Genomic DNA, 20,042 nt, shown 5'->3' with positions numbered 1-20,042 from the left:
GGTCAGAATCCTTCTTCTGGGATTGCGGTTACCAACACTACCGTCAGTAGTTGCTGTTCTTGCGAGGCGTCGGACCCTCCCATGAGCATCGGCGCTTTGTCGTCAAGACGGCGCCGAGTTGAACTGTCGGCAGATTGTTGATATCCGCCAATGACCACTTGTTCTCCGGGGCGAACCATCACCTGTTGGACTCGTCCCTGGCCGCCGATGTTGGTCTGCTGCACAAAGGACTGATCGTCACGTGACCCGAGCGGCTGCTTCTTCATTTCGATGAGCCGGGTGTCGTCGTAAGCGATGGTCAGCAGAACCTGGCCGTCATCTTGCGCGTCAGGCACGACCGTGAGGAACGTCCCGACCGTCTTTTCGTCTTGCGTGACCGTGACCGTCGGCGCCGAGCTGTCGGACGTGCTCTGGGTCTGTTGCAGATCCTTGATGTACTGGAAGGTGTTGCGCGTGTCGTACTTCGCGGGGCGGCGGTTCTGCGAAAGAAGCGGAATGCTCTTGTGATTGACGATCGACCCGAGTTGCGAAAGCGCGCTCAGTGCGATGTTGGTGCCAGCGAAGGGGCCGCTGCCCACCGAAGCGCCCACTGAGCCCGCCGCCTGGGCTGCGTCTAGCAAGGGGCCTACACCGGTTGCCGATGCTGTGTTCCCGCGCCCGAGGCTGTTGAACAGAATTTTCCAGTCGATGCTGCCCTGGTTCAGGCGATCGCGCTGGACGGTGATCTCTTCAAAGACGAGGCGCACCCGACGCGTCATCTGGCGATTCTCAGCGTCCAGAAATTCACCGATTCGATCCTGCGCATCCTTTGTATCGGTGACCACGATGGTGTTGGCCGCACCGTCCGCAGACTTGATTACGCCTGCGCGACTAAGGAACTGGCCGAGCTTGGTGACGACAGCGGCCAGTTCGCGGGCTTCTTCCTTCGAACTGTTGGTCGACTTGTCCGCGAGCGTTGAATTCGCAGACTTGATATCGCGTTGAAGGTTCTCTTCAGCGGCTTGGGTCGGCGTCCGCACGACGTAGCTTTTGGTTTCCGTCCGATAGAAGAGAAGCGCACCGATCTTTTCGTCGTAGCGCCAGTAGACGCCCAACCGCAGTGCAATCGAGTCCAGTACGGTGGCGAGGGGCGCTTGGCCCGGGGGCAAAGGAGCCATCTTCGTGCGCGCAACCCCCTGGGGCAGGACGGGGCCTGCCGTGCGGTCAACGGCAATACCGGGGATAAGGGCCGGAACCAGCGTGTCGGCCGTGGCCGCCGTCAAGCTGGCACTTGCGGTGGCAATGCCCTGTTCGATTGCCAGGCGCGGAAGGAAATATTCGGCCGGCAGCAACGCGTCTGCCGACACGTGGGTCAGGATGCCGGTGGCGAGCTGGACGCGGTCGGCAAGCGTCTTGAGGTCTGCCGCGCTGTTCTCGAACAACAGCGTCGTGTTGACGTTCGCACGCAGCGCTGGCGGCAGCGTGACATCACGGGCAAGCGGCTGGGGCCGGCCTGCGATCCACGGCAGTTCAACGACTTGGCCTTTGGCGCGGTCGGTGTCACCTGCCATGCCCTTGAAGGCGTCCATAGCGAACGCGCCCTTGGAGCCTTCGTGGTCAGCACGGGCGGTGACTCGGTCTGTGGATTGGAGCGCGGAGCAGCCGGACAGGGCTGCAAGCGTCAGTGCGGCCGCTACAGTGCGGTATGCAGTCATGGATATTCCTGGTCAATGCCACGGCTAGGATTGCGGGGCGGGGGAGCGATTGCAGCTGCGGGTGAAGGGCAACATGCGCAGGACGCGGTTGCCGTAGAAGCAGGGGCGGATAGGCGATTCGCTCATCGCGACCGCCTGGGACAGCGCCTGGGTGGCCTCCCGGAAGGAGGCCTCCTCGAACTCGGCCGGAGCCTGTATCGGTATGTCGAAATTCAGTTCCCACTGATCAGGTCCAAACGTCCAGTTGGCGTCGGACGCCCAGCGCACGAGCGCTTGGCGGACCGTCCCGTCCTGTGGGCTGATGCGCCAAATTTGCTTGGGAGGTTCCACGATTTCCGGTTCGGCGACCGGCTCCGCCGAAGCGACCTCCACGGTGATGACGGGGCCAGGCGCGGCCGCGACCTGCTGCGGACTTGTGCTCGCCTCAGTGGTCTGTGCCGTCGTCTCGGCAGCCGGTGCCGGCGTCGCGGTGGTGCTGGCGCCAGGGGCAGCAGCCGCTGCATTGCTAGCCATCGGCGACGTGGCGCTGGCGGGGGACGCTGGACTTTCAAGCTTGGGCGGCGCTTCGGGCACCGGGATCGGGGGGATGTCTGCCGAAGCCAGGGCTGTCGGCGATTTACCCGGTAGAACGGTGCGCGGATCCGCATGGTTGATCAGGATGCGTCCGGAGTCCGGGGGTGTCGGAGGGGCGGGCGGCACGAATCCGCAGGCCGAAAGAAGGCAGGCCGCCGATACGACGGCCGCCAGAAGGGGTGCTTGCATGGGGGATCCTAAGAGTTACTTGAAAGTCCGGGGCATCACGCCCTGTCGTTCAAGTTCATGATGGACGGCGCGCAACTCGCCGGGTTGGCTCTGTCGCCTCGTGAGTAGCAACAGTTCGAGGAGGATGGGCAGCAGCGAAGCGTCGGATTGCCCGCTCGGAGCGTTGTCCAGCAGGGTGAGGCGCAGCTGCGAGACATGTTCGGCGACCTGGTCGTCGACTTCGAGCCGATCCCGCAGGTACGCGGAAAGCGTCATGCCACGATCCGCAGCTGCCTGCTCGTATCGCCGGCGGGCGGCATCAGACAGGCGGAACGTAATCGGGCGTTCAAGCAGGGAGCGCATGGAGCCGCGCCTCCTCCACCACGATGTGACCCATGGCCTCAGCGAATGCCTGCTTGAACGCGTCCCGCCGGATTCTGCGTTCGAGGGGCGAGTCGGCTTTGCCCTTGCAATGCTCCATAAATTGCTGGTCGCGGTACTGGGCCGGACTCATCTCGGGGGCTGCTTCGAACCAAGTACGAGCAGCGTGGCGGGCGTCGCGCGCCGTGGACGGAAATTCAAAGGACGCGTGTTGACCGCGGAACGCGATTGCGTCCGCATGGGGTATCGACCTCATATGAGAGCTTTCCTGGGATGTCCTGTCGGTTGGAATTCGACAGGTATTAACGGCTCGCTGGAGGCCCGGGGCCCGGCGGAGCAGGGAGAAGAACCGCTCTACCGCAGGGGCAGAGCCAGTTTAGTTACAGCAGCTTACGGGCAACCTTGTGCCCAGATAACTGATGTGGAGACGCTAGCGGACTAGATGCTGGGCCTGGGCTTGAAACGACAATCAAGCCGATCGGTTGACTGTTGTCGGAGGGCCTGGATGTCGTCGATTTTTTTCAACGGGCCTAAGGAGAGGCTCATTAATTGGTCAGCTACGGGGAGTTCTTGTTGAAAACTGAATGGCCGTAAAGTATTGAATAATAAAAGGAAAGATGCCCACTGGCATGGGATTGTGATTCCAGTTGTCGTGGGTTCGAGCCCCATCAGCCACCCCAAGAATTCAATGAAGACAAGGCACTTACGCGTAAGCGGAGTGCCTTTTTTCATTGGCGAATGGTGACATGATCAGGTGACACGATCACCGTTTGGTGTCGCGGCTACATCGACAAATTTGGCGGGGATACGACCTTAGGGTATATCCGTGGAATCGGGTAGTGCTCGTGCTATACCCACGAGGTCTCAACCCGTTGCCAAGCCAAAGGCATGAACAGCCATGGTCAATATCTCCCGTGAAACCGCCGAGCAAACCGAGCAACGTCTACGCCAGGTAATCACCGAGGCACGACTACGCATATACCCAGGCACCTATGCGTTCGTCGAATTCCCGTTGGATGGGTTTCCCAGCGCGGTCCGAGCAGACGCGCTTGCTCTGGTGCGCGATGACAACGTGTGGAGCCAGCTTGTGCCCAGCGACGGGACGCACGAGGAATCGTTTGGGTTGTTTCGCTTTCATTTCCCAGCGGGTGCGGACAATAGTGGCTTTGTCGGGTGGCTGGCAACGCATTTGAAGTGCCGGTTTGGCACAGGCGTATTTGTCACGTGTGGCCAAAATCAGTCAGATGGCGGGATCTTCGACTATTGGGGCGTGCCGACGGCGCTCGCGGACGACGTGTTTGCCGAGGTCAAGCGGCTTGTCGAGGGGCATTAATCCTCATCGTTGACTACGGCAGTCAGCGGCCGCCGACCCCAAGTCATATCCCACGGCCAAAGTCGTCACAGGGGCTGGGCCTTAATCCTCTTAGTATGCTTGCTTTTTATATCTTAGCTTTCTAAGATTAAAGTGCGCAGGCAGGAGCATTAAACAGCTGCCAACTTATTGATCAGGGTGGCGCGATTTGCTAGCGCTGTCTGCGCAACCGGGTGACGAGGCTGTAGCCGATAGGCCGGCCTTTGCACGGATTCCGATCATTCAAGTAAACGACCAGTCCCGACGCGGACCACCAGTTGGGGCCCATTTCCAGGAGCGGCAACGTACATGCAATATCAAAATCCACAGGCACAGGAAAAATACCCTGTCCGCAAACTCATGCTAACCGGGATGTTGGCCCTGGGGCTGCTCATGGCGGCTGATGGAGCCTTTGCGCAGCGTTCCAAGAGTTGGAACATCGGAATGTTCTCTCGGGCGAATTGCGGCAACAACGAGAGCATCTCGTGGGATCGTAGCGCCGATGCTTCATACTGGGAGATGGCGGTGGGTTCGAGGATGTCGAGCGCATCCCTCGGTAGGGAGCATTTCTACGAGGACGGTCCAAGAGTGGATTGGCGCGTGGGCAACGTGAACTGGTTCCGAGCTTTTGGCGGGGATTGGATTGTCGAGGGGATCCACGACTTGGGGCCAAATCGCGATATGGATCCGCTGGATCAAGAGTACGCGGTTGACTTGATTCGTGAAAATTGTGGCGGTTGGTGGGCGGGTTCGGCGGTCGGGTCAGTGTGGCTTTGCAAAGAAACCTGGGCAAGTGATTGCAGTCTGGCGGAGTGGTGACATGTTGAAGAGGCATACAGCGGCATGGGTTCTGGCGGCAGCGTGGGGCACCGCTTTCTTCCATTCCATGGCTCTTGCAGCCCAAATTACCGAGTTCCCGTCCCAGTCTGAAATTTATGAGAGCGGGTCCGAGATGTATAAGCGCATGCAGGACCGTAACACCGCGAGAAACGCGGCCGCTCGCAGCGCTGGTGATTCAAAGAAACAAGCTGGTGATATCAACTACGTGGATGTGAGGCTCGAGACGGACATCGAAATGATGGCCTTGCATGAGATACTCAAAACAAAGGCGCCGCCCAATGTCAAGGGATCCGTCGTCGAATCCACCCCAATTGCCGGCAGCTTGTTGGAGGGTTGCCGTGAGATTGCCCAGGCGGACGAGGGGCTGGCGTTCGAAGGAAAATTCAGTGCGACGAGAAGCGTGTATCGCTGCGGCGAACATCCACTCATCAGCATTGTTGATAGCGCGCTGGCCCATGGACCGGTGAGGGATGTGACCTCTCTTGAGCGCGTGAATTCGCGGATGCTTATTCAAGGCGTTGAACGAGGAGTTATCGTTTCCCGCTCCGTAAGCAACATTACGGGAAATGGCGTATCAGCTATCACCTGGCGTGACGCAAATCGCGCTGTCACGATCTTCATTAACGATGCATCCGAGGTCGAGTTCGACTGGTTGAAGCAGGTCGCACAAAGTTTGAAGTAATCGACGGCTTTTTCGCGCGTGCTGGGGCTTCAAGCCTCGCCTGGCGAGCCAAGAAGAGAAAGCCCCGACACGAATGAATCGGTCGGGGCTTGTTTGTTTAAGGTTTGGTATTCAGGCCCGGCTAAGGCTTTGCCCACTGCCCAGCCTCATCATCCCGCAGCCGCGCACCCGCCCACACGACCCGCCCCAGCACCCGCACCGATGCCCCGTTCTCAAGCGGGATGTCATCGTGCAAGGGATTGAACGACCGCGCCACCCATTGCCCGCTGAGCCGTTCCCTGGCTACCGTCTTCACGATCATCTTGCCGTCATAGTTGATGGCATAGACGCCGCCGGACGCAATGTCCCGCAGCGTCAGGTTTTCGTTGGGGACCACGAGCAGGGCGGCTCCGTTCCGGATGACGGGTTCCATGCTGTCGCCCTTCGCATACACGACGCGGCCCTTGCCGCTGTCCGCGCCTACCGACCGCAGGAATGACTTGCGGAACTGGATCATTCCGGTCTGTTCTTCGGCGTGGTTCTCGATAGGCTCGCCCGCCGCGAGGCGCACGTCCGCCAACTCGGGGACTTTCTCGAATCTGTCGTTGGCCGCAGGCGGTTCGCCCACGCCCACATTGGCCACCACGCCAGTCTGCGTGCTGATCCGCACCCGGCCTTCGCGCTCGGTCTGGTGCGTGGTCTTGCCGCCCTCCCAAGGCGCCGCGGGCAGGCCGTCCATGCGCAGGGGGAATTCGTCGCGCGACAGATAGGTGTCTATCAGCGAGTCGCTGCGCAAGACCGTCGGCACCTGCGGCGCGGCAGGGGTAGGCGAGACATCGATTCCCAACTTCAGTTGAGCGATCGCCAATGCAAGCGCGCCCTGCAGCTTGTTCAGCTGGTCCGGAGGCAATGCGCGCACTTGTTCTTCCGGGATGCCAGGAAAGGGCCAGGGCGCCGGGGGACTTGCCAGCGCAGCGGCTGCAAGGGATCCATCGCGTGCAGGCAGCTTCGGGGCGGTCCCGTCATACAGCCATTGCGCGTTCACGCGCAGGAGTGGGGCAACCTTGATGCAGGTCGCCATGTCCATGCCGTTGGAGCCATTGAACCAATGCGTCGCGGCGCCGGAAGAGGCGCCCGCTGCCTTCCATAGGTCTGTCTTGGTCAGGCGTGGTTCGGCCGCGTCCGCCCGGCGGGCCGCTTCCTCGTTGAACGCCTGTGTGATTCGCTTCTGAAAGGTCATCTTAGGATGCTAAACAAAAACAATCTTAGTTGGCTTGCATTTAGAATCTTAGCATTCTAAGATTCAACAATGATAGCGGGGTAAGAACAGGCGGAGGATGCAGGAGCACGCATGAACTACTACAGCCACAACATCGGCGACTACGCCCAGGCCACGGCGCACTTGAGCCTGGTTGAGGATGCCATTTACAGCCGTCTGCTGCGCCGGTACTACGCTGAAGAGCAGCCCATCGTGGAAAACCTGCAACAGGTGTACCGGTGGGTGGGGGCGCGGACCGAGGAAGAAAAGGAAGCCGCTGCGCAGGTCCTGTCCGAGTTCTTCGTCTTGCGGGACGGCCATTGGCACAACAAGCGCGCGGACGTGGAGATTGCCGCGTATCACGTCAAGGCCGAGACCGCCAAAGCCAACGGCAGGCGGGGAGGCCGGCCGAGGCAGGGCGACCGCAATCCGGAACAACCCGGCGGGTTTCCCCTGGGTTCCAACAAGGAACCTGGCCATGACCCGGAAAAAGCCGGATCGGAAGCTAACCAAGAACCAGGAACCAAGAACCAGGAACCAGAAGATCACCTCTGCGCCTCGCGCAAGCGAGGCAGCGGATTCGACGCCGCCGTGATCGACCTTCCGGATTGGCTCGACCGCGAGGACTGGGTCGGCTGGATCGCCGACCGCAAGGCCCGCAAGAAGCCGGTGACGGAGCAGGGCGCCAGGCGTCAGCTGCAACAGCTTGCCGCCTATCTGGCCGAAGGACATCAGCCGGGCGCCGTAATCGCAAACAGCATCGCCGGCGGGTACCAGGGCCTCTTTCCGCCGCGTACCCAGACCCGGGGCAGCCCCGCGACAGGCAGGGCGCAACGCCTGGCCGACTGGACCGACGAACTGCGCGAGGCACTGGCGGACGAAGCTCGGCCGCGCGAACGATTCATGGGGACGATCGATGCCACCCGCTGACATCGCCCCCACCGCCCTGGGGGCGCTGGTGGTGAATGAAATGCTGCTGATGTACGGCGCCAAGTTTGCGCAGCAATGGCAGGGCCTGACGGCGCGTGAGTTGAAGGACTCATGGAATCAGAAGCTGGCAGGCCTGGATGAAGTCCAGGTGCGCCGCGGCCTGGTCGCCTGCCTCACCCAGGAATGGCCACCGACGCTGCCGCAGTTCATCAAATCATGTTGCCCGTGGATGGTCCCGGAAGTGGCGTACCACGAGGCGGTGCGCGGCATGTCCGCCCGCAGGCGGGGCGAGCTCGGGGCCTGGTCGCATCCGGCGGTGTACTGGGCCGCGGTGGGCGTCAGCACGGTGGATCTGCTGGGCTGCACCTATGGGGCGATCAAGGCGCGGTGGGAGAAGACCCTGAACGAGGAACTGGCGAAGGGAATGTGGGCGGATGTTCCGCTACCGCGCCCGGCGCTACCGGCGCCCGGCCAGACCATGGCGACGCGCGCCGAGGCCGAGGCGGCGCTCAAGAAAATGGGCGCGCAGAAGATATTGAGGGAGCGTGGGCGCCCGCATCGGAGTTGGATCGAAAAGTGGGAAGCACGCATCGCGCGTGGCGATCATCCGAGCAAGGGCATCGCCGACATGCTCAGGCGTGCCAAGGGCGAAAGCCAGGAAACAGCGGACCGTCTGAAGAACGGTGCTAGCGGCAAGACAGGTAAACAATGCGAGGTGGCTGATGAGTAAATTGACGGGTGACGATCTGATCTGGAACTGGGTCCGCTGGACCTGGTCAGGCGCTACGGTGGGAAACATGGAGGCGTACCTCTCCGAAGAGGAGGACTACCGGCCCATCAACCACCACCACGCCATGGAGGTCGAGGCGATGCATGCCGCGCTGCCCTGGCACGAGCGGATGATCATCATCGCCGAGTACCCGCAGAAGAACGTGATGTTCGGCCAGTTGGATGGCAGGGCGCGCCGCGCGAAAGCCCTGGACTGGATCGCCGAGACGACAGGCGTAGCCCTGACCGAAACCGAATACAAGCTGTACCTGGGCCTGTTTCGCAGCCTGGTCGAAAGGAGGTTGGCGTGAAGTACGCGCATGAAGTGATGGATCTGATGGCCTGCTATCCTGGGCGCTCATTTCGTTTGATGGAGCTGGTCCGGCACGTGTCGCATGGCCGGCCTTTGTCCCTGCCGGAAAAGACGCGCATGCAAAGAGGGATTCAGCGGGCCATGGATGCGCTGCAAGATACGGGAAGCGTACTGATTCAAGAACCTGCAGAGGGCGGCCACGGGCGGACCTATGCATGGCGTGTGACGGTTCCGTCACAAGCCCCCGCCCCTTAGGTCACGCAATCGGTCACAATGGGTCCGGGGCATTGCGTCCCCAGGAAATGAAGCCTCGGCCATGTGCCGGGGCTTTTTTGCTTTTCGGCGTGTTGCCTTGGCCTCTTCAGCAGGGCTCCGACGGCATTGTGCATGGCGTGTGACGGTTCCGTCACAAGACCCGGTTTCTCAGGTCACGCAATCGGTCACAATGGGCCCGGGGCATTGCGCCCCTAGCAAATGCAGCCCCGGCCACGTGCCGGGGCTTTTGCATTTTTGGCGCGTTGTTTCGGCGCTTACCTCTTCGGCAGGACTCCAACTCCATGAGCGTTCAGATCAGCATCACTGAAAACCAGCTGGTAGAGGACCTCGTCGCATTCTTCAAGACACTGGTCGACTGCGACGTTGTCCGCGGCCTGCCCAATTGGGTTCCTGCCCCGCCGCGCGAGTGCGTCGTCATTACGCCGCTGGCGGCGCACGGGCTTTCCGTGCCGGTCATGGCCTACGCCGATCCGTCGGCAGCAGCCGGGACGCGCAGCATGACCCAGGCCACGCAATGGTCTGCCCGAGTGGAGGGCTACGGGACACGGGCCCAGGATCTGGCGCTCACCTTATCGATCGCCTGGCGCAGCCAGTACGGGTGCGAGTTCCTGGGGAGCCTGGGACGAGCCCAGCCGCTATACGCGGGCGAGCTCAAGCAATTGCCTTTTGAGAGCGGAGCAAGCCCGACCTTCGAGCGGTGGTCATTTGACGCCGTCCTGCAGTTCAACCCATCCATCACCGTGCCGCAGCAGTTTGCGGACCAACTCCATGTGGGCCTCATCGAGGTCGACACCACCTACCCTACGGGAGCTTAACGCTATGTCCATTCCCGCCAGTGAAATCGTCCAGGTAGTTCCTGGCGTAATCGCAGCCGGCGGATCGGCGCTCGACTTGAACGGCCTGATCCTGACCAACGATACTGCCGTCCCCATCGGCGCCGTCCAGAGTTTCGCAACCGCGCGCGATGTGCAGCGCTTCTTCGGTCCGACCTCGACCGAGGCCGCCCTGGCCGACGTCTACTTCAACGGGTTCGACAACTCGACCCGCAAGCCGGGCAATCTGCTGTTCGCTCAATATCCGACGGCAGCGGCTTCGGCCTATCTGCGTGGCGGCTCCATGGCCTCGGTGACGCTGACCCAGCTGCAGGCGCTGTCCGGCATCCTGACGGTGACCATTGATGGCGTGGCCAAGACCTCCGCCAGCATCGACCTGTCGACGGCGACGAGTTTTTCGAATGCTGCTGCAACCATCGAAGCGGCGTTCACCACTCTGGGCGCAAGTTGCACTTATGACGCGCAGCGCGCTGCCTTTGTGATCGCCTCGGCTACCGACGGCGCCGCCAGCACGGTGTCCTACGGCAGCGGCACCATCGCGTCGGGCTTGAAGCTGACTCAGGCCACGGCTGCGGTTCTGTCGCAGGGCGCGGCGGTTGGAGTTCCGGCAGCGAACATGGGTCGGATCACCGACCTGACCCAGAACTGGGCGGCGTTCATGACGACGTTCGAACCTGATACGGCCGGCAAGGTGGCGTTTTCGGCCTGGACCAATGCCCAGGGCGATCGTTACGCCTACGTCGGCTGGGACACCGACGTCACCGCCACGCAGCAGGGCAACACGTCCAACTGGGCCGCCATTGTGAGCGCCAACGAGTACTCGGGCTCCGTGCCGGTCTACCAGGACGCTCAGCACGCCGCCTTTGTCCTGGGCGCCGTCGCGTCGCTAGACTTCGAGCGCACCAACGGCCGCGCCACCCTGGCGTTCAAGGGCCAATCCGGTCTGGCGTTCTCCGTGACCGACGCCACCACCGCCCAGACCTTGATCGACAACGGCTACAACTTCTATGGCGACTACGCCACCAGCAACGATCGCTTCCGGTTTCTCTACCCGGGCCAGATCAGCGGCAACTGGAAGTGGGTCGACACCTACGTCAACCAGATCTGGCTGAACGCGGCGTTCCAACAGGCGCTGATGACGCTGCTGACCCAGGTGAACGCCATTCCCTACAACATCGACGGCTACACGCTGATCGACGCTGCCTGCCTGGACCCGATCAATGCCGCCGTCAACTTCGGCGCCATCCGCGCCGGCGTGACGCTGTCGAGCCAACAGAAGGCCCAGGTCAACAGCCAGGCCGGGGTGGACATCTCCGACACGCTCCAGACCCGTGGCTGGTATCTGCAGATCAAGGACGCGACGCCGCAGGTGCGCGAAGCCCGCGGCACGCCGCCCATGACGTTCTGGTACCTGGACGGCGGTTCCGTCCAGCAGATCACCCTGGCCTCGCTGGCCATTCTCTAAGGATTCAACATGGCGACTTTGACCAGTGCCAATTCCGTTCTGATGCTTGCGGTGGGCGGCGTTTTCCCGGTGCCGCAGAAGATCGAGGGCTACGCTTCCGAAAGCGCTTTCACCTTCGAGGCTGCCAAGCCCGCGCAGGTGACCATGGGCGTGGATGGCCGCATGTCGGCCAGTTACGTGCCGGTTCCCCGCGTCCAGATCATCACGATCCAGCCCGACTCCCCGTCCATGCGCATTTTCGAGATCTGGATCGCGGCCAGCGAAGCGGCCCGGGAAGTGTTCTATGCAAATGGCACCCTCAACATCCCGTCGATCGACCGGAAGTACACGCTGACCCGCGGCGTGCTGACGCAGGTTCCGCCGGCGCCGGACGCCAAGGCGCTTCTTCAACCCATGGCGTTCCAGATCACCTGGCAGAACGTCTCGCCGGCGCTGGTGTGACATGGCTAGAAAGCAGATAACCCTGACGATCGGCGCCGAAGGGCGCGACAAGGGCAAGGTGTTCATCCTGACGGAGCTTTCTGCCTACGAGGCCGAGGAATGGGCCGGACGTGCGCTGTTTTCGTTGATGAACGCCGGGGTGGAAATCCCGGAAAACATCGCCGAGGCAGGGCTGGCCGGCGTGGCTGCCATGGGCATGAAGGCCATCGCCAAGCTGCCTTTCGACAGCGCCAAACCGCTGCTGGAAAAGATGATGGATTGCGTGCAGCTCCAGCCGAGCCCGAATGTGACGCGCGAGCTCATGTCCGGCGATATCGAGGAGGTGGCGACCATGCTCAGCTTGCGCAAGAAAGTCCTGGGCTTGCACCTGGATTTTTTCGCGGCCGCCACCCCATCGACTTCGGGCTCCAAGTCCACAGTGGCGGCCCGCGCCTGATCCGCTACGCCAATGTGCCTCGCATCATCGGCGTGGTGATTTCCCGGCATCCGGCCTTGCTGCATGATCTGCAGACGGTCTATGGCGCCGAAGACCTGTACAACCTGCTTGAGGTGATTGCGGTGGACGCACACAACAGGCGCGTCCTAGCTGAACCGAGGTAATTGCATGGCAACCATCATCGATGCCTTGCTCGTCACTGCGGGTTTCGATCCGAAGCGTTTCGCGGCGGACAGCTTCTCCGGTGCGGTCAGTCTGGCCCAAATGGCCCAGAATCTGGATATGAGCACCGAGCGGCTGTCCGCGTGGCAGAAGGCGGCCGAGCGGGCGGGCGGAACTGCCGAAGCCATATCCGCTCAATTGAGGGAATCCTCGGGCGAGGTAGCCAGATTCAACCGCGGATCCGCCGCGGACTCGCTACCTGGGTTCTTCAAGAACGGCGGCAATGTCGGCGATCTCAAGGACGCGAACACCTACCTTCTGGCCAGGTCGCGGATCATTGCCGATCTTTACCAGAAGGACAGGGCTCAGGCCGCGTTGGCCGCCCAGGACATGGGCATCAACGAGGGACTGTTCAATTTGTTCAAGCGCGGGCCTGACGAGCTCGAACGGTTGCTTCAGGCCCAGGAAAAACGCGCTGCCATCTCCAGTAACGATGCGGAGGCAGCCTCGCAGCTGCGCGACCGTTACCTGGACCTGCGCGACACGTTTGAGTCGGTGAGCGTCAAGGTGTTGGTGGCGCTTATGCCGGCGTTCGAGCGGCTTATCTCGCTCGCTCAGGGCTGGGGCGATTATCTGCTTGAGAACCGCGACGAGATTGTCGGGTGGGTCGACGGAGCGGTGCAGGCCATCGTGAAGTTCATTGATGCAGTCGATTCGGCAGCGCAAGTGGTGGGGGGATGGCAAAACGTCCTGCTCGCACTGGGGGCGCTCAAGATTCTGTCCTGGGTGAGTTCCCTGCTAGACCTGGCTTTGGCATTGAGGACCGTGGCTACGGCTCTCGGAGGCCTCGGTGGCGCCGGCGCGGCGCGTGGACTGGCTGCGTTGAGAGGCCTGGGTCCGGTGGCGTTGAGAGCGGCTGGACCTATCGCGGCAGGCGCCGCGTTGTTGTTCCGTAGCAAGGGCTTGAACTCAGGCGAGGATGAAACCTTGGCGGCGATGAGAAATCCCGCGCTGAAGAGCCGGGAGGTTATCGATGCGGTCAGGTACTTCGAGTCCAAGGGCTATACCCGGGAGGCGGCCGTGGGGCTGGTGGCCAACCTGCAGGCCCAAAGCAACTTGGACCCCAGGGCCGTGGGCGCGGATGGTGTTTCCGCCGGCATCGGACTATGGAATCCGCGACGCCAGGCCGAGTTCAAGCGCGTATATGGCATGGACATGCGCGAGTCCACGGTTGAACGGCAGCTGGATTTCGTCGCGAGGGAGTTGGAGAGCACCAGGCATAGGGCTGGAGTACATCTGGCCGCCGCTGCCACCCCAGCCCAGGCCAGCCTGGCCGTGTACCGCCACTTTGGATTAAGCAAGTCCGAGGGGGGCGGTTCAAGCGAAGAGCGCAAACTCGTCGCCGCTGCCGGGGCAATCCATGGGACGCTATTCCTCGAAGATCAGGAACGTGGCGCCGCGGCTGCGGCTACGACGGCCGCGGCCGCGCAAGCCAGCGCCGCCGGCATCCCGAGCAGCATGGCAACCACCAACAATACGTCCGAAACCCATATCCACGGCCCCATCACGGTTGTGACGCAGGCGACGGACGGCGCGGGTATCGCCCGCGATCTGGGGCGTGCGGGGCGTAGCCAGAATCTCGTCCAACAAGGCAACACGGGGATGTTCTGATGCCGCTTATTCCTTTTCCCGATGTTCCGAGCAGTCCGGGCGTGCCTGCGGTCTTCCGCAAGGCGACCTTTCCTTCCATCTCCGAACGGGCAAGCTTCGAACCCGCGGCGCTGACCGATAGGATCTTCGGTCCTCCTCGCTGGGGGCTGTACGGCGCCGATGGGCAGCAGATGGTGGTCTTCGAGACGTTCGTTGGAATCGCCTTCAACCAGGGCGGCCAGATATCCAGCTATCCCATGGAGCAGGGCGGATTCTCGTCCTTCAACAAGGTCGAGGCCCCCTTCGACGCGACCATCACGTTGGCGCATGCCGGCGACCAGGCGTCGCGCAACGTCATCCTGTCCGTGCTGGAGCGCATAGTCGGCAGCACGGAACTGTACACAGTGGCGACGCCTGAGATCGTCTACCCGTCGGCCAACCTGGTGAAGTACTCATACAGCCGCGCCGACAAGAATGGCTCCAGCCTTCTGACCGTCGTTCTGACCATGAATGAAGTCCGGCAGACGGCCGTCCTGCAATCATCGGCCACGCAGGAACCCAGTGGCGCGGCTCAAGAGAGCAATGGCCAGGTACAGGCGTTCGAGATCGATGCCTATCCCCGCCGCGACCAGAACAAGGTGGCAGATCTGGAGCCTATCCAATGAAGAGAATTCCCTTGAAGCCCGTGCCGGCGCAGACGCTCAGCGTCGTGCTGTCCGGACAGAACTGCCAGATTGCCGTCTACCAGAAATCGACCGGGCTCTATCTGGATTTGGAAGTCGACAATGCGCCGATCGTGACGACGGTGCTTTGCCACGACCGGGTGCGGCTGCTGCGATCCGCCTATATGGGATTCGTTGGCGATCTGGCCTTTGTGGATACCCAGGGGCATGTCGACCCGCAGTATCAGGCTCTCGGCTCGCGTTTCGTCCTGGCCTACTTGGAGCCGCTGGAACTATGAGTTTTATCAAGCGCCGGCTGGACGTGACCATCAGCCTGGGCAAAGGGAAGTTCGGTGACGAGCAGGGGCCTGACGTGAGGCTCAGCGGTTACCGGATGACGGTGGACATTCCTGCCCATGCCTCGTTCGAAAACAGTCAACTTACCCTGCTGATCCACGGGCTGAATCAGGACCTGATGAATAGGCTGACGACGATAGGTCCCATCATGGAGGAGCGCCGCCTGAAGAACCTTGTCCGAATCAACGCCGCGAGTGATTTCAGTGCTCCATGCGTGGTCTATGAGGGGGATATTGTCGAAGCGTGGGCAGGTTATGGGACAAGCTCGGAGGGTGGAGCGGTTCTGGGAGGCGTGTTCACAGTCAAGGCCGAGGTGGCAGGGGCCAAACAGGTGAAAACTGCGTCTGCCAGGTCATATCGCGGCGCCGCGCGAGCGCAAGAGATCTTGTGCGAAATCGCCGCGTCGATGGGGTACAAGGGCGAAAAAAGTGGACAGGACTACGTTTTGGCCGATCCCTATTTTTCCGGAACCGATATGGATCAATTGCGCAGTTGCGCGAAGGCCGCTCGCGTCAATTTCACGATAGATCGGGGTGTCTTATCCGTTTGGCCGGTGGGTGGGTTCAGGAAGGGCGATCCGATCACTGTGGCGCCGGAAACGGGGCTTATCGGATATCCGGCTTTTACGAGCAGTGGCCTCCAATTGAAAACGCTCTACAACCCGAATCTCGGATTGGGAAAAAGAGTGCAAGTCATCAGCACCGTCGAACCCGCGCATGGCGAGTGGATCATTGTGAGTCTGTCCCATAAGCTGGAGGCAGAGGTTCCCGGCGGAGTTTGGCAGTCCGTGGTGGTATGCAAAAGGAACCTCAATGGCTGAACAATACGGATACGCAGGACTGGCGCAGGCCGGCCAGGGCGAGAGCGAGTTCGGGGCCTTGCAGTTTCTGATCAGCCAGGCCCTGACGCGAATCAGCACCGCGACGCTCGTCAAGGTGGTTTCGGTGACGAATTCAGGCGGGTTATCTCCCGTGGGCTTCGTGGATGTGCAGCCGCTCGTCAACCAGCTCGATGGGGCTGGCAATGCCGTGCCGCATGGCGTCCTGCATCGCCTTCCTTACTTCCGCCTTCAGGGGGGAACGGACGCCATCATCCTGGACCCGAAAGTCGGCGATATCGGGATGGCGGCCTTCGCGAACCGGGATATCTCCCTGGTGAAAGCCTCGAAGGCGCAAAACAATCCCGGATCCTGGCGGTCCCACGACATGGCCGACGGCCTGTATTTCGGCGGCCTGCTGAATGCGACTCCAGTCCAGTACGTGCAGTTCACGGCCGGCGGCATCAATGTGGTGTCTCCCTCCAAGGTGACGGTCACGGCGCCCAACATTGAATTGAACGCCAGCGCGCAATGCGCGTTGAACGCTCCCCGGATCGTGTTGAACGGCACGGTGCAACAGGGCGGCGGATCCTTCGGCGGCACGTCGACCTGGCAGGGCGACATGAACACGCTGGGCACGTTGCGCAACAACGGCAAGGACGTGGGCAGCACTCACACGCATTCCGGCGTGCAGAGCGGGCCCGCAAATACAGGAGCGCCCAATTGAACACGATGCTGCTGGACCGGACGGACTGGGACTTGGTGCTCGATGTCGCAGGGAATATCGCGCTGGCGTCCAACCCTTACGCCGTCGCGCAAGATGTCGCCAGCGCCGTCAAGCTGTTCAAGGGTGAACTGTTCTACAACACCGTCCCGGGCGTTCCGTACTGGCAAGAATTCCTGGGCCATCAGCCGCCGCTGGCTTTGGTGCGAGAACACGTCCAACGCGCCGCGATGACCGTTCCGGAAGTGGCCAGCGCGATCTGCACGCTGACGTCCTTCAACGATCGGGCTCTGGCCGGCTACGTCGAAATCACCCTGCAAGACGGCACGACGCAAACCGTCAGCTTCTGAGGAAACCATGCCGAATATCTCCAAAGTGCCGCGCGTGCAGTTCACGCCGGAAGGGCTGGTGCTGCCCAACGAATCCGCCATCCTCGCTGGCGTCCAGTCGGACATGGACGCAGCGTTTGGCGGCGGACTGAATCCTGCGCTGGAAACGCCCCAGGGCCAGCTCGCCTCCAGCACCACTGCCGTCATAGGCGCCAAAAACAACGAGTTCGCGAGATACGTGAACCAGGTCGACCCGGCCTTCGCCGAGGGACGGATGCAGGACGCCATAGGACGGATCTACTTCCTGGACCGCAAGCCCGGCACGCCGACCGCCGTCATTGCCACCTGCACCGGCCTGATGGGAGTGACCATCCCCGTGGGCGCACGCGCCCAGGCGGTGGATGGAAATCTGTACCTGTGCACCCAGGCGGGAACGATACCTGCCAGCGGCCGCATCGACCTTCCCTTCGCCTGCTCGGTCGACGGGCCGGTGGATTGCGCGCCCGGCGCGCTGAACCAGATCTATCAGGCCATTCCCGGTTGGGACTCGGTGGCGAACGCCGACGCCGCAACGGTGGGCAGCCATGTGGAGAGCAGGGCAGCGTTCGAGGAGCGCCGGCGGCAGTCCGTGGCGCTGAACGCCCGCGGCTCGATCCCCGCGATCTACGCCAACGTGGCGAACGTGGAGGGGGTCATCGATGCCTATGTGACGGAGAACGATCTCGCCGTGCCGAAGACGGTAGACGGCGTCGTCCTGCGTCCGCATTCCATCTGGGTGGCGGTGACGGGCGGCGAGGCGGCGGACATCGCGGATGCGATCTGGCGCAAGAAAAGCAACGGTTCCGACTACAACGGCAACACCTCCTACACCATGGAGGACAAGGAGGGCTACGCCTATCCCTACCCGTCGTATGTCGTCACGTGGGAAACGCCTGCAGCGTTGCCCGTGCGCTTTGCGGTGCAGTTGGCTGACAATCCAGCGCTGCCGTCCGATATCGTCGCCCTGACCAAGCAGGCGATCGCGGATGCCTTCAATGGCGGAGATGGCGGGCAGAGAGCGCGTATCGGTTCGACCATTTATGCGAGCCGGTTCTATGCGCCCATTTCGGTGCTGAGCCCCGTGGTCTCCATACTCTCCTTGCTTCTGGGATCGGCGACGCCGTCGGCCGCCAGCCTGGTCGTTCCGATCAACCGCCGGCCTACGGTGACGGCCGAGGATATTTCGGTGACCTTGATATGAGCGTCGTGCCGAAACCGGGGTTGGTTGCCCGGACTCTCATCAGCCAGTACGCCAATAGTCCCACGCTGGTCCAGTTGATCAACAACATGGACGACTACATCAATCCGGACGCCGATTTCGACGCCTTCCATGACTTCGTCTGGAACGTCGAGACTGCGCAGGGCTTCGGGCTGGACATCTGGGGCAGGATCGTCGATGTCGGCCGGATGCTGACTATCCCGGGCGATGTCACCTACCTGGGGTATGACGAGGCGCTGAACTGGCAGCCCTTCAACCAGGCGCCGTTCTACACCGGCGTGCAGGCGACGCAGACGTATCGATTGGCCGATGATGCGTATCGCACGCTGATCCTGGTCAAGGCGCTGGCCAATATCTCGGATTGCTCCTCGTCCAGTCTGAACCGGCTGCTGTCGAATCTGTTTGCGGGTCGCGGGCGCTGCTATGTGTCTGACACGGGGAGGATGGAATTCCGCTACGTGTTCGAGTTTGCGCTGGCGCCCCATGAAATCGCCATCCTGACTCAATCTGGCGCGATCCCCAAGCCGGCGGCGGTTCTGGCGAACATTCTGCAGGTTGATCTTTCCACCACGTTCGGATTCCACGAGGCGCTGATGCAGCCGTTCGGCTCGGGCGTTTTTTTCACTACTTCGGGGCTTATCAATGCAAGCAAGTAATGCACCAAGCAAATCGGCCGTCCCGTTTGCAAACAGCGGGACGAAGAACACCATTCCTGTCGCGTCGCAGATCGGGGTAACGCCTGGCCTGGCGTCGTTCACTGACGGATTCCCGCCCTTGACGATGACGCCGCTGGCGGCAGGTGGGGTGCCTCCGTATGGCGCTGATTTCAACGGGATCCTGAATTTTCTCAGCGCTGCCGCGCGTTGGGGCCAGGCCGGGGCTGGCTACCCCTACGACGCTGCATTCAGCGCGGCCATCGGAGGCTATCCCAAGGGCGCCGTGCTGAGGCAGGCAGCTGCCAATGGATACTGGCTGAATCTAGCGGACAACAACGGCACCAATCCCGATTCCGGAGGGGCAGATTGGGTAGGGCTGCCGGCAGGCATTGCCTCGACCGCGCAGGCAAAGGATTTGACGGATGATGCGACCTCCATCACGCCTCTGAAGCTGGGACAGGCCTTGGCCGCCGTCACCGGCTACCAGGCCTACACCTCTCCGGGCGTGTACACCTACCCAAAACCCGTCGGAACGTCAAAAGTATTTGTGCGCGTCTATGGCGCGGGCGGGGGAGGTGCGTGCGATGTCGCTGCGGAGCCAGGCCCGGGCGGCGGCGGTCAGGGGGGGTATTGGGAAGGCCTGTTTGATATCTCGGCGGTTTCGTCCGTCGCGGTCACAGTTGGTACGGGCGGAGCGGGCGGTCCGTCCGTCGGCCTGAATGGTACGGCGGGCGGCGCCTCGTCGTTCGGCACTTACTGTTCGTGCGAAGGTGGTACCGGCGGCCTGCGGAATGCTAACAGTTCCGCAGGCGGGACGGCGACTGGCGTGTCGGGTTTCGGGTGGCGAGGCGCGTTTGGCAATTGTCCGCAGTACGGGAGCGGGAGCGCGCCACTTTATGGGGGCGCTGGTGGCGGCGGATGGTCTCCCTTCGCAGGGGCGGATCCGGGCCGTGTGCCCGCACCCGGTATGGGTGGCGGGGGCCGTATTGCCACTGCCGGTGCGGCAGGCGCTCATGGCGCCGTTTTTATTCAATGGTGA

The 20,042-nt window shown here is 62.0% G+C and carries 25 protein-coding genes; 20 read left to right on the top strand and 5 right to left on the bottom strand.

Annotation, left to right across the window (positions count from 1 at the left end; all coding sequences use genetic code 11):
• Positions 1-2: 2 nt before the first annotated feature.
• The 4 genes from WBB14_RS23805 to WBB14_RS23790 are packed head-to-tail and all read right to left on the bottom strand — an operon-like array spanning position 3 to position 3,072.
• Positions 3-1,694 carry a type II secretion system protein GspD gene (locus WBB14_RS23805; protein ID WP_280026926.1) on the bottom strand — a complete coding sequence of 564 codons (1,692 nt, stop codon included), beginning with the start codon at positions 1,692-1,694 and terminating at the stop codon, positions 3-5.
• Between the two features lie 24 nt (positions 1,695-1,718).
• A complete protein-coding gene (locus tag WBB14_RS23800; protein WP_280026925.1) occupies positions 1,719-2,456 on the bottom strand; it encodes a toxin co-regulated pilus biosynthesis Q family protein in 738 nt (245 codons plus the stop codon).
• Between the two features lie 15 nt (positions 2,457-2,471).
• Positions 2,472-2,798, bottom strand: coding sequence for a hypothetical protein (locus tag WBB14_RS23795; protein ID WP_046804238.1), 327 nt, complete (start codon positions 2,796-2,798; stop codon positions 2,472-2,474).
• Positions 2,782-3,072: a hypothetical protein gene (locus WBB14_RS23790; protein WP_230696108.1), complete on the bottom strand. Its 291-nt coding sequence runs from the start codon at positions 3,070-3,072 to the stop codon at positions 2,782-2,784. Before WBB14_RS23790 ends, WBB14_RS23795 begins: the two co-directional genes overlap by 17 nt.
• Before the next feature lie 642 nt (positions 3,073-3,714).
• Between WBB14_RS23790 and WBB14_RS23785 the strand changes: the two genes are divergently transcribed.
• The 3 genes from WBB14_RS23785 to WBB14_RS23775 all read left to right on the top strand — a co-directional run bounded on the left by WBB14_RS23785 (position 3,715) and on the right by WBB14_RS23775 (position 5,689).
• Positions 3,715-4,149 carry a DUF6196 family protein gene (locus tag WBB14_RS23785; protein ID WP_424242024.1) on the top strand — a complete coding sequence of 145 codons (435 nt, stop codon included), beginning with the start codon at positions 3,715-3,717 and terminating at the stop codon, positions 4,147-4,149.
• 327 nt (positions 4,150-4,476) lie between these two features.
• On the top strand, positions 4,477-4,986 hold the full coding sequence (locus WBB14_RS23780; protein WP_424242023.1) for a hypothetical protein: 510 nt from the start codon (positions 4,477-4,479) through the stop codon (positions 4,984-4,986).
• A gap of 1 nt (position 4,987) precedes the next feature.
• Positions 4,988-5,689 (top strand): hypothetical protein, encoded by a 702-nt coding sequence (locus WBB14_RS23775; protein WP_424242022.1) that lies wholly within the window; start codon positions 4,988-4,990, stop codon positions 5,687-5,689.
• 121 nt (positions 5,690-5,810) lie between these two features.
• Here the strand turns inward: WBB14_RS23775 and WBB14_RS23770 are convergent, their stop codons facing one another.
• The gene (locus WBB14_RS23770; protein WP_424242021.1) at positions 5,811-6,908 is read right to left on the bottom strand and encodes a S24 family peptidase; all 1,098 of its coding nucleotides are present in this window, start codon (positions 6,906-6,908) and stop codon (positions 5,811-5,813) included.
• Between the two features lie 111 nt (positions 6,909-7,019).
• Here WBB14_RS23770 and WBB14_RS23765 point away from each other — a divergent pair, with 111 nt between their 5' ends.
• The 17 genes from WBB14_RS23765 (at position 7,020) to WBB14_RS23685 (ending at position 20,042) form a co-directional block, all read left to right on the top strand.
• On the top strand, positions 7,020-7,856 hold the full coding sequence (locus tag WBB14_RS23765) for a YdaU family protein (RefSeq protein WP_424242020.1): 837 nt from the start codon (positions 7,020-7,022) through the stop codon (positions 7,854-7,856).
• Positions 7,843-8,586, top strand: coding sequence for a hypothetical protein (locus WBB14_RS23760; protein ID WP_424242019.1), 744 nt, complete (start codon positions 7,843-7,845; stop codon positions 8,584-8,586). Before WBB14_RS23765 ends, WBB14_RS23760 begins: the two co-directional genes overlap by 14 nt.
• Entirely contained in the window at positions 8,579-8,935 is a 357-nt protein-coding gene (locus tag WBB14_RS23755) for a hypothetical protein (protein WP_424242018.1), read from the top strand. Before WBB14_RS23760 ends, WBB14_RS23755 begins: the two co-directional genes overlap by 8 nt.
• The gene (locus tag WBB14_RS23750; RefSeq protein WP_424242017.1) at positions 8,932-9,192 is read left to right on the top strand and encodes a hypothetical protein; all 261 of its coding nucleotides are present in this window, start codon (positions 8,932-8,934) and stop codon (positions 9,190-9,192) included. Before WBB14_RS23755 ends, WBB14_RS23750 begins: the two co-directional genes overlap by 4 nt.
• Before the next feature lie 302 nt (positions 9,193-9,494).
• Positions 9,495-10,028 carry a phage neck terminator protein gene (locus tag WBB14_RS23745; protein ID WP_424242016.1) on the top strand — a complete coding sequence of 178 codons (534 nt, stop codon included), beginning with the start codon at positions 9,495-9,497 and terminating at the stop codon, positions 10,026-10,028.
• Between the two features lie 4 nt (positions 10,029-10,032).
• On the top strand, positions 10,033-11,511 hold the full coding sequence (locus WBB14_RS23740) for a DUF3383 domain-containing protein (RefSeq protein WP_424242015.1): 1,479 nt from the start codon (positions 10,033-10,035) through the stop codon (positions 11,509-11,511).
• Between the two features lie 9 nt (positions 11,512-11,520).
• Positions 11,521-11,952 carry a phage tail fiber protein gene (locus WBB14_RS23735; RefSeq protein ID WP_424242014.1) on the top strand — a complete coding sequence of 144 codons (432 nt, stop codon included), beginning with the start codon at positions 11,521-11,523 and terminating at the stop codon, positions 11,950-11,952.
• A gap of 1 nt (position 11,953) precedes the next feature.
• Complete coding sequence (locus WBB14_RS23730; RefSeq protein WP_424242013.1) at positions 11,954-12,388, top strand: hypothetical protein; 435 nt, start codon at positions 11,954-11,956, stop codon at positions 12,386-12,388.
• A 168-nt stretch (positions 12,389-12,556) separates the two neighbouring features.
• Positions 12,557-14,221 (top strand): phage tail tip lysozyme, encoded by a 1,665-nt coding sequence (locus WBB14_RS23725; protein ID WP_424242012.1) that lies wholly within the window; start codon positions 12,557-12,559, stop codon positions 14,219-14,221.
• A gap of 41 nt (positions 14,222-14,262) precedes the next feature.
• Entirely contained in the window at positions 14,263-14,865 is a 603-nt protein-coding gene (locus WBB14_RS23720) for a hypothetical protein (protein ID WP_424242011.1), read from the top strand.
• Positions 14,862-15,161: a phage baseplate plug family protein gene (locus WBB14_RS23715; protein WP_424242010.1), complete on the top strand. Its 300-nt coding sequence runs from the start codon at positions 14,862-14,864 to the stop codon at positions 15,159-15,161. The genes WBB14_RS23720 and WBB14_RS23715 overlap by 4 nt, the downstream gene beginning before the upstream one ends.
• On the top strand, positions 15,158-16,039 hold the full coding sequence (locus WBB14_RS23710; RefSeq protein ID WP_424242009.1) for a baseplate hub protein: 882 nt from the start codon (positions 15,158-15,160) through the stop codon (positions 16,037-16,039). The genes WBB14_RS23715 and WBB14_RS23710 overlap by 4 nt, the downstream gene beginning before the upstream one ends.
• Positions 16,032-16,763: an oxidoreductase gene (locus tag WBB14_RS23705; RefSeq protein WP_424242008.1), complete on the top strand. Its 732-nt coding sequence runs from the start codon at positions 16,032-16,034 to the stop codon at positions 16,761-16,763. The genes WBB14_RS23710 and WBB14_RS23705 overlap by 8 nt, the downstream gene beginning before the upstream one ends.
• A gap of 5 nt (positions 16,764-16,768) precedes the next feature.
• Positions 16,769-17,110, top strand: a complete 342-nt coding sequence (locus WBB14_RS23700) for a hypothetical protein (RefSeq protein WP_424242058.1) — start codon at positions 16,769-16,771, stop codon at positions 17,108-17,110.
• 7 nt (positions 17,111-17,117) lie between these two features.
• The gene (locus WBB14_RS23695) at positions 17,118-18,329 is read left to right on the top strand and encodes a baseplate J/gp47 family protein (RefSeq protein ID WP_424242007.1); all 1,212 of its coding nucleotides are present in this window, start codon (positions 17,118-17,120) and stop codon (positions 18,327-18,329) included.
• Positions 18,326-19,003: a DUF2612 domain-containing protein gene (locus tag WBB14_RS23690; RefSeq protein WP_424242006.1), complete on the top strand. Its 678-nt coding sequence runs from the start codon at positions 18,326-18,328 to the stop codon at positions 19,001-19,003. The genes WBB14_RS23695 and WBB14_RS23690 overlap by 4 nt, the downstream gene beginning before the upstream one ends.
• Complete coding sequence (locus WBB14_RS23685; protein WP_424242005.1) at positions 18,990-20,042, top strand: hypothetical protein; 1,053 nt, start codon at positions 18,990-18,992, stop codon at positions 20,040-20,042. The genes WBB14_RS23690 and WBB14_RS23685 overlap by 14 nt, the downstream gene beginning before the upstream one ends.

This window comes from Achromobacter sp., from assembly GCF_049647645.1.
Lineage (GTDB): Bacteria > Pseudomonadota > Gammaproteobacteria > Burkholderiales > Burkholderiaceae_B > Achromobacter.
This window is presented reverse-complemented; position numbering and strand designations above follow the sequence as displayed.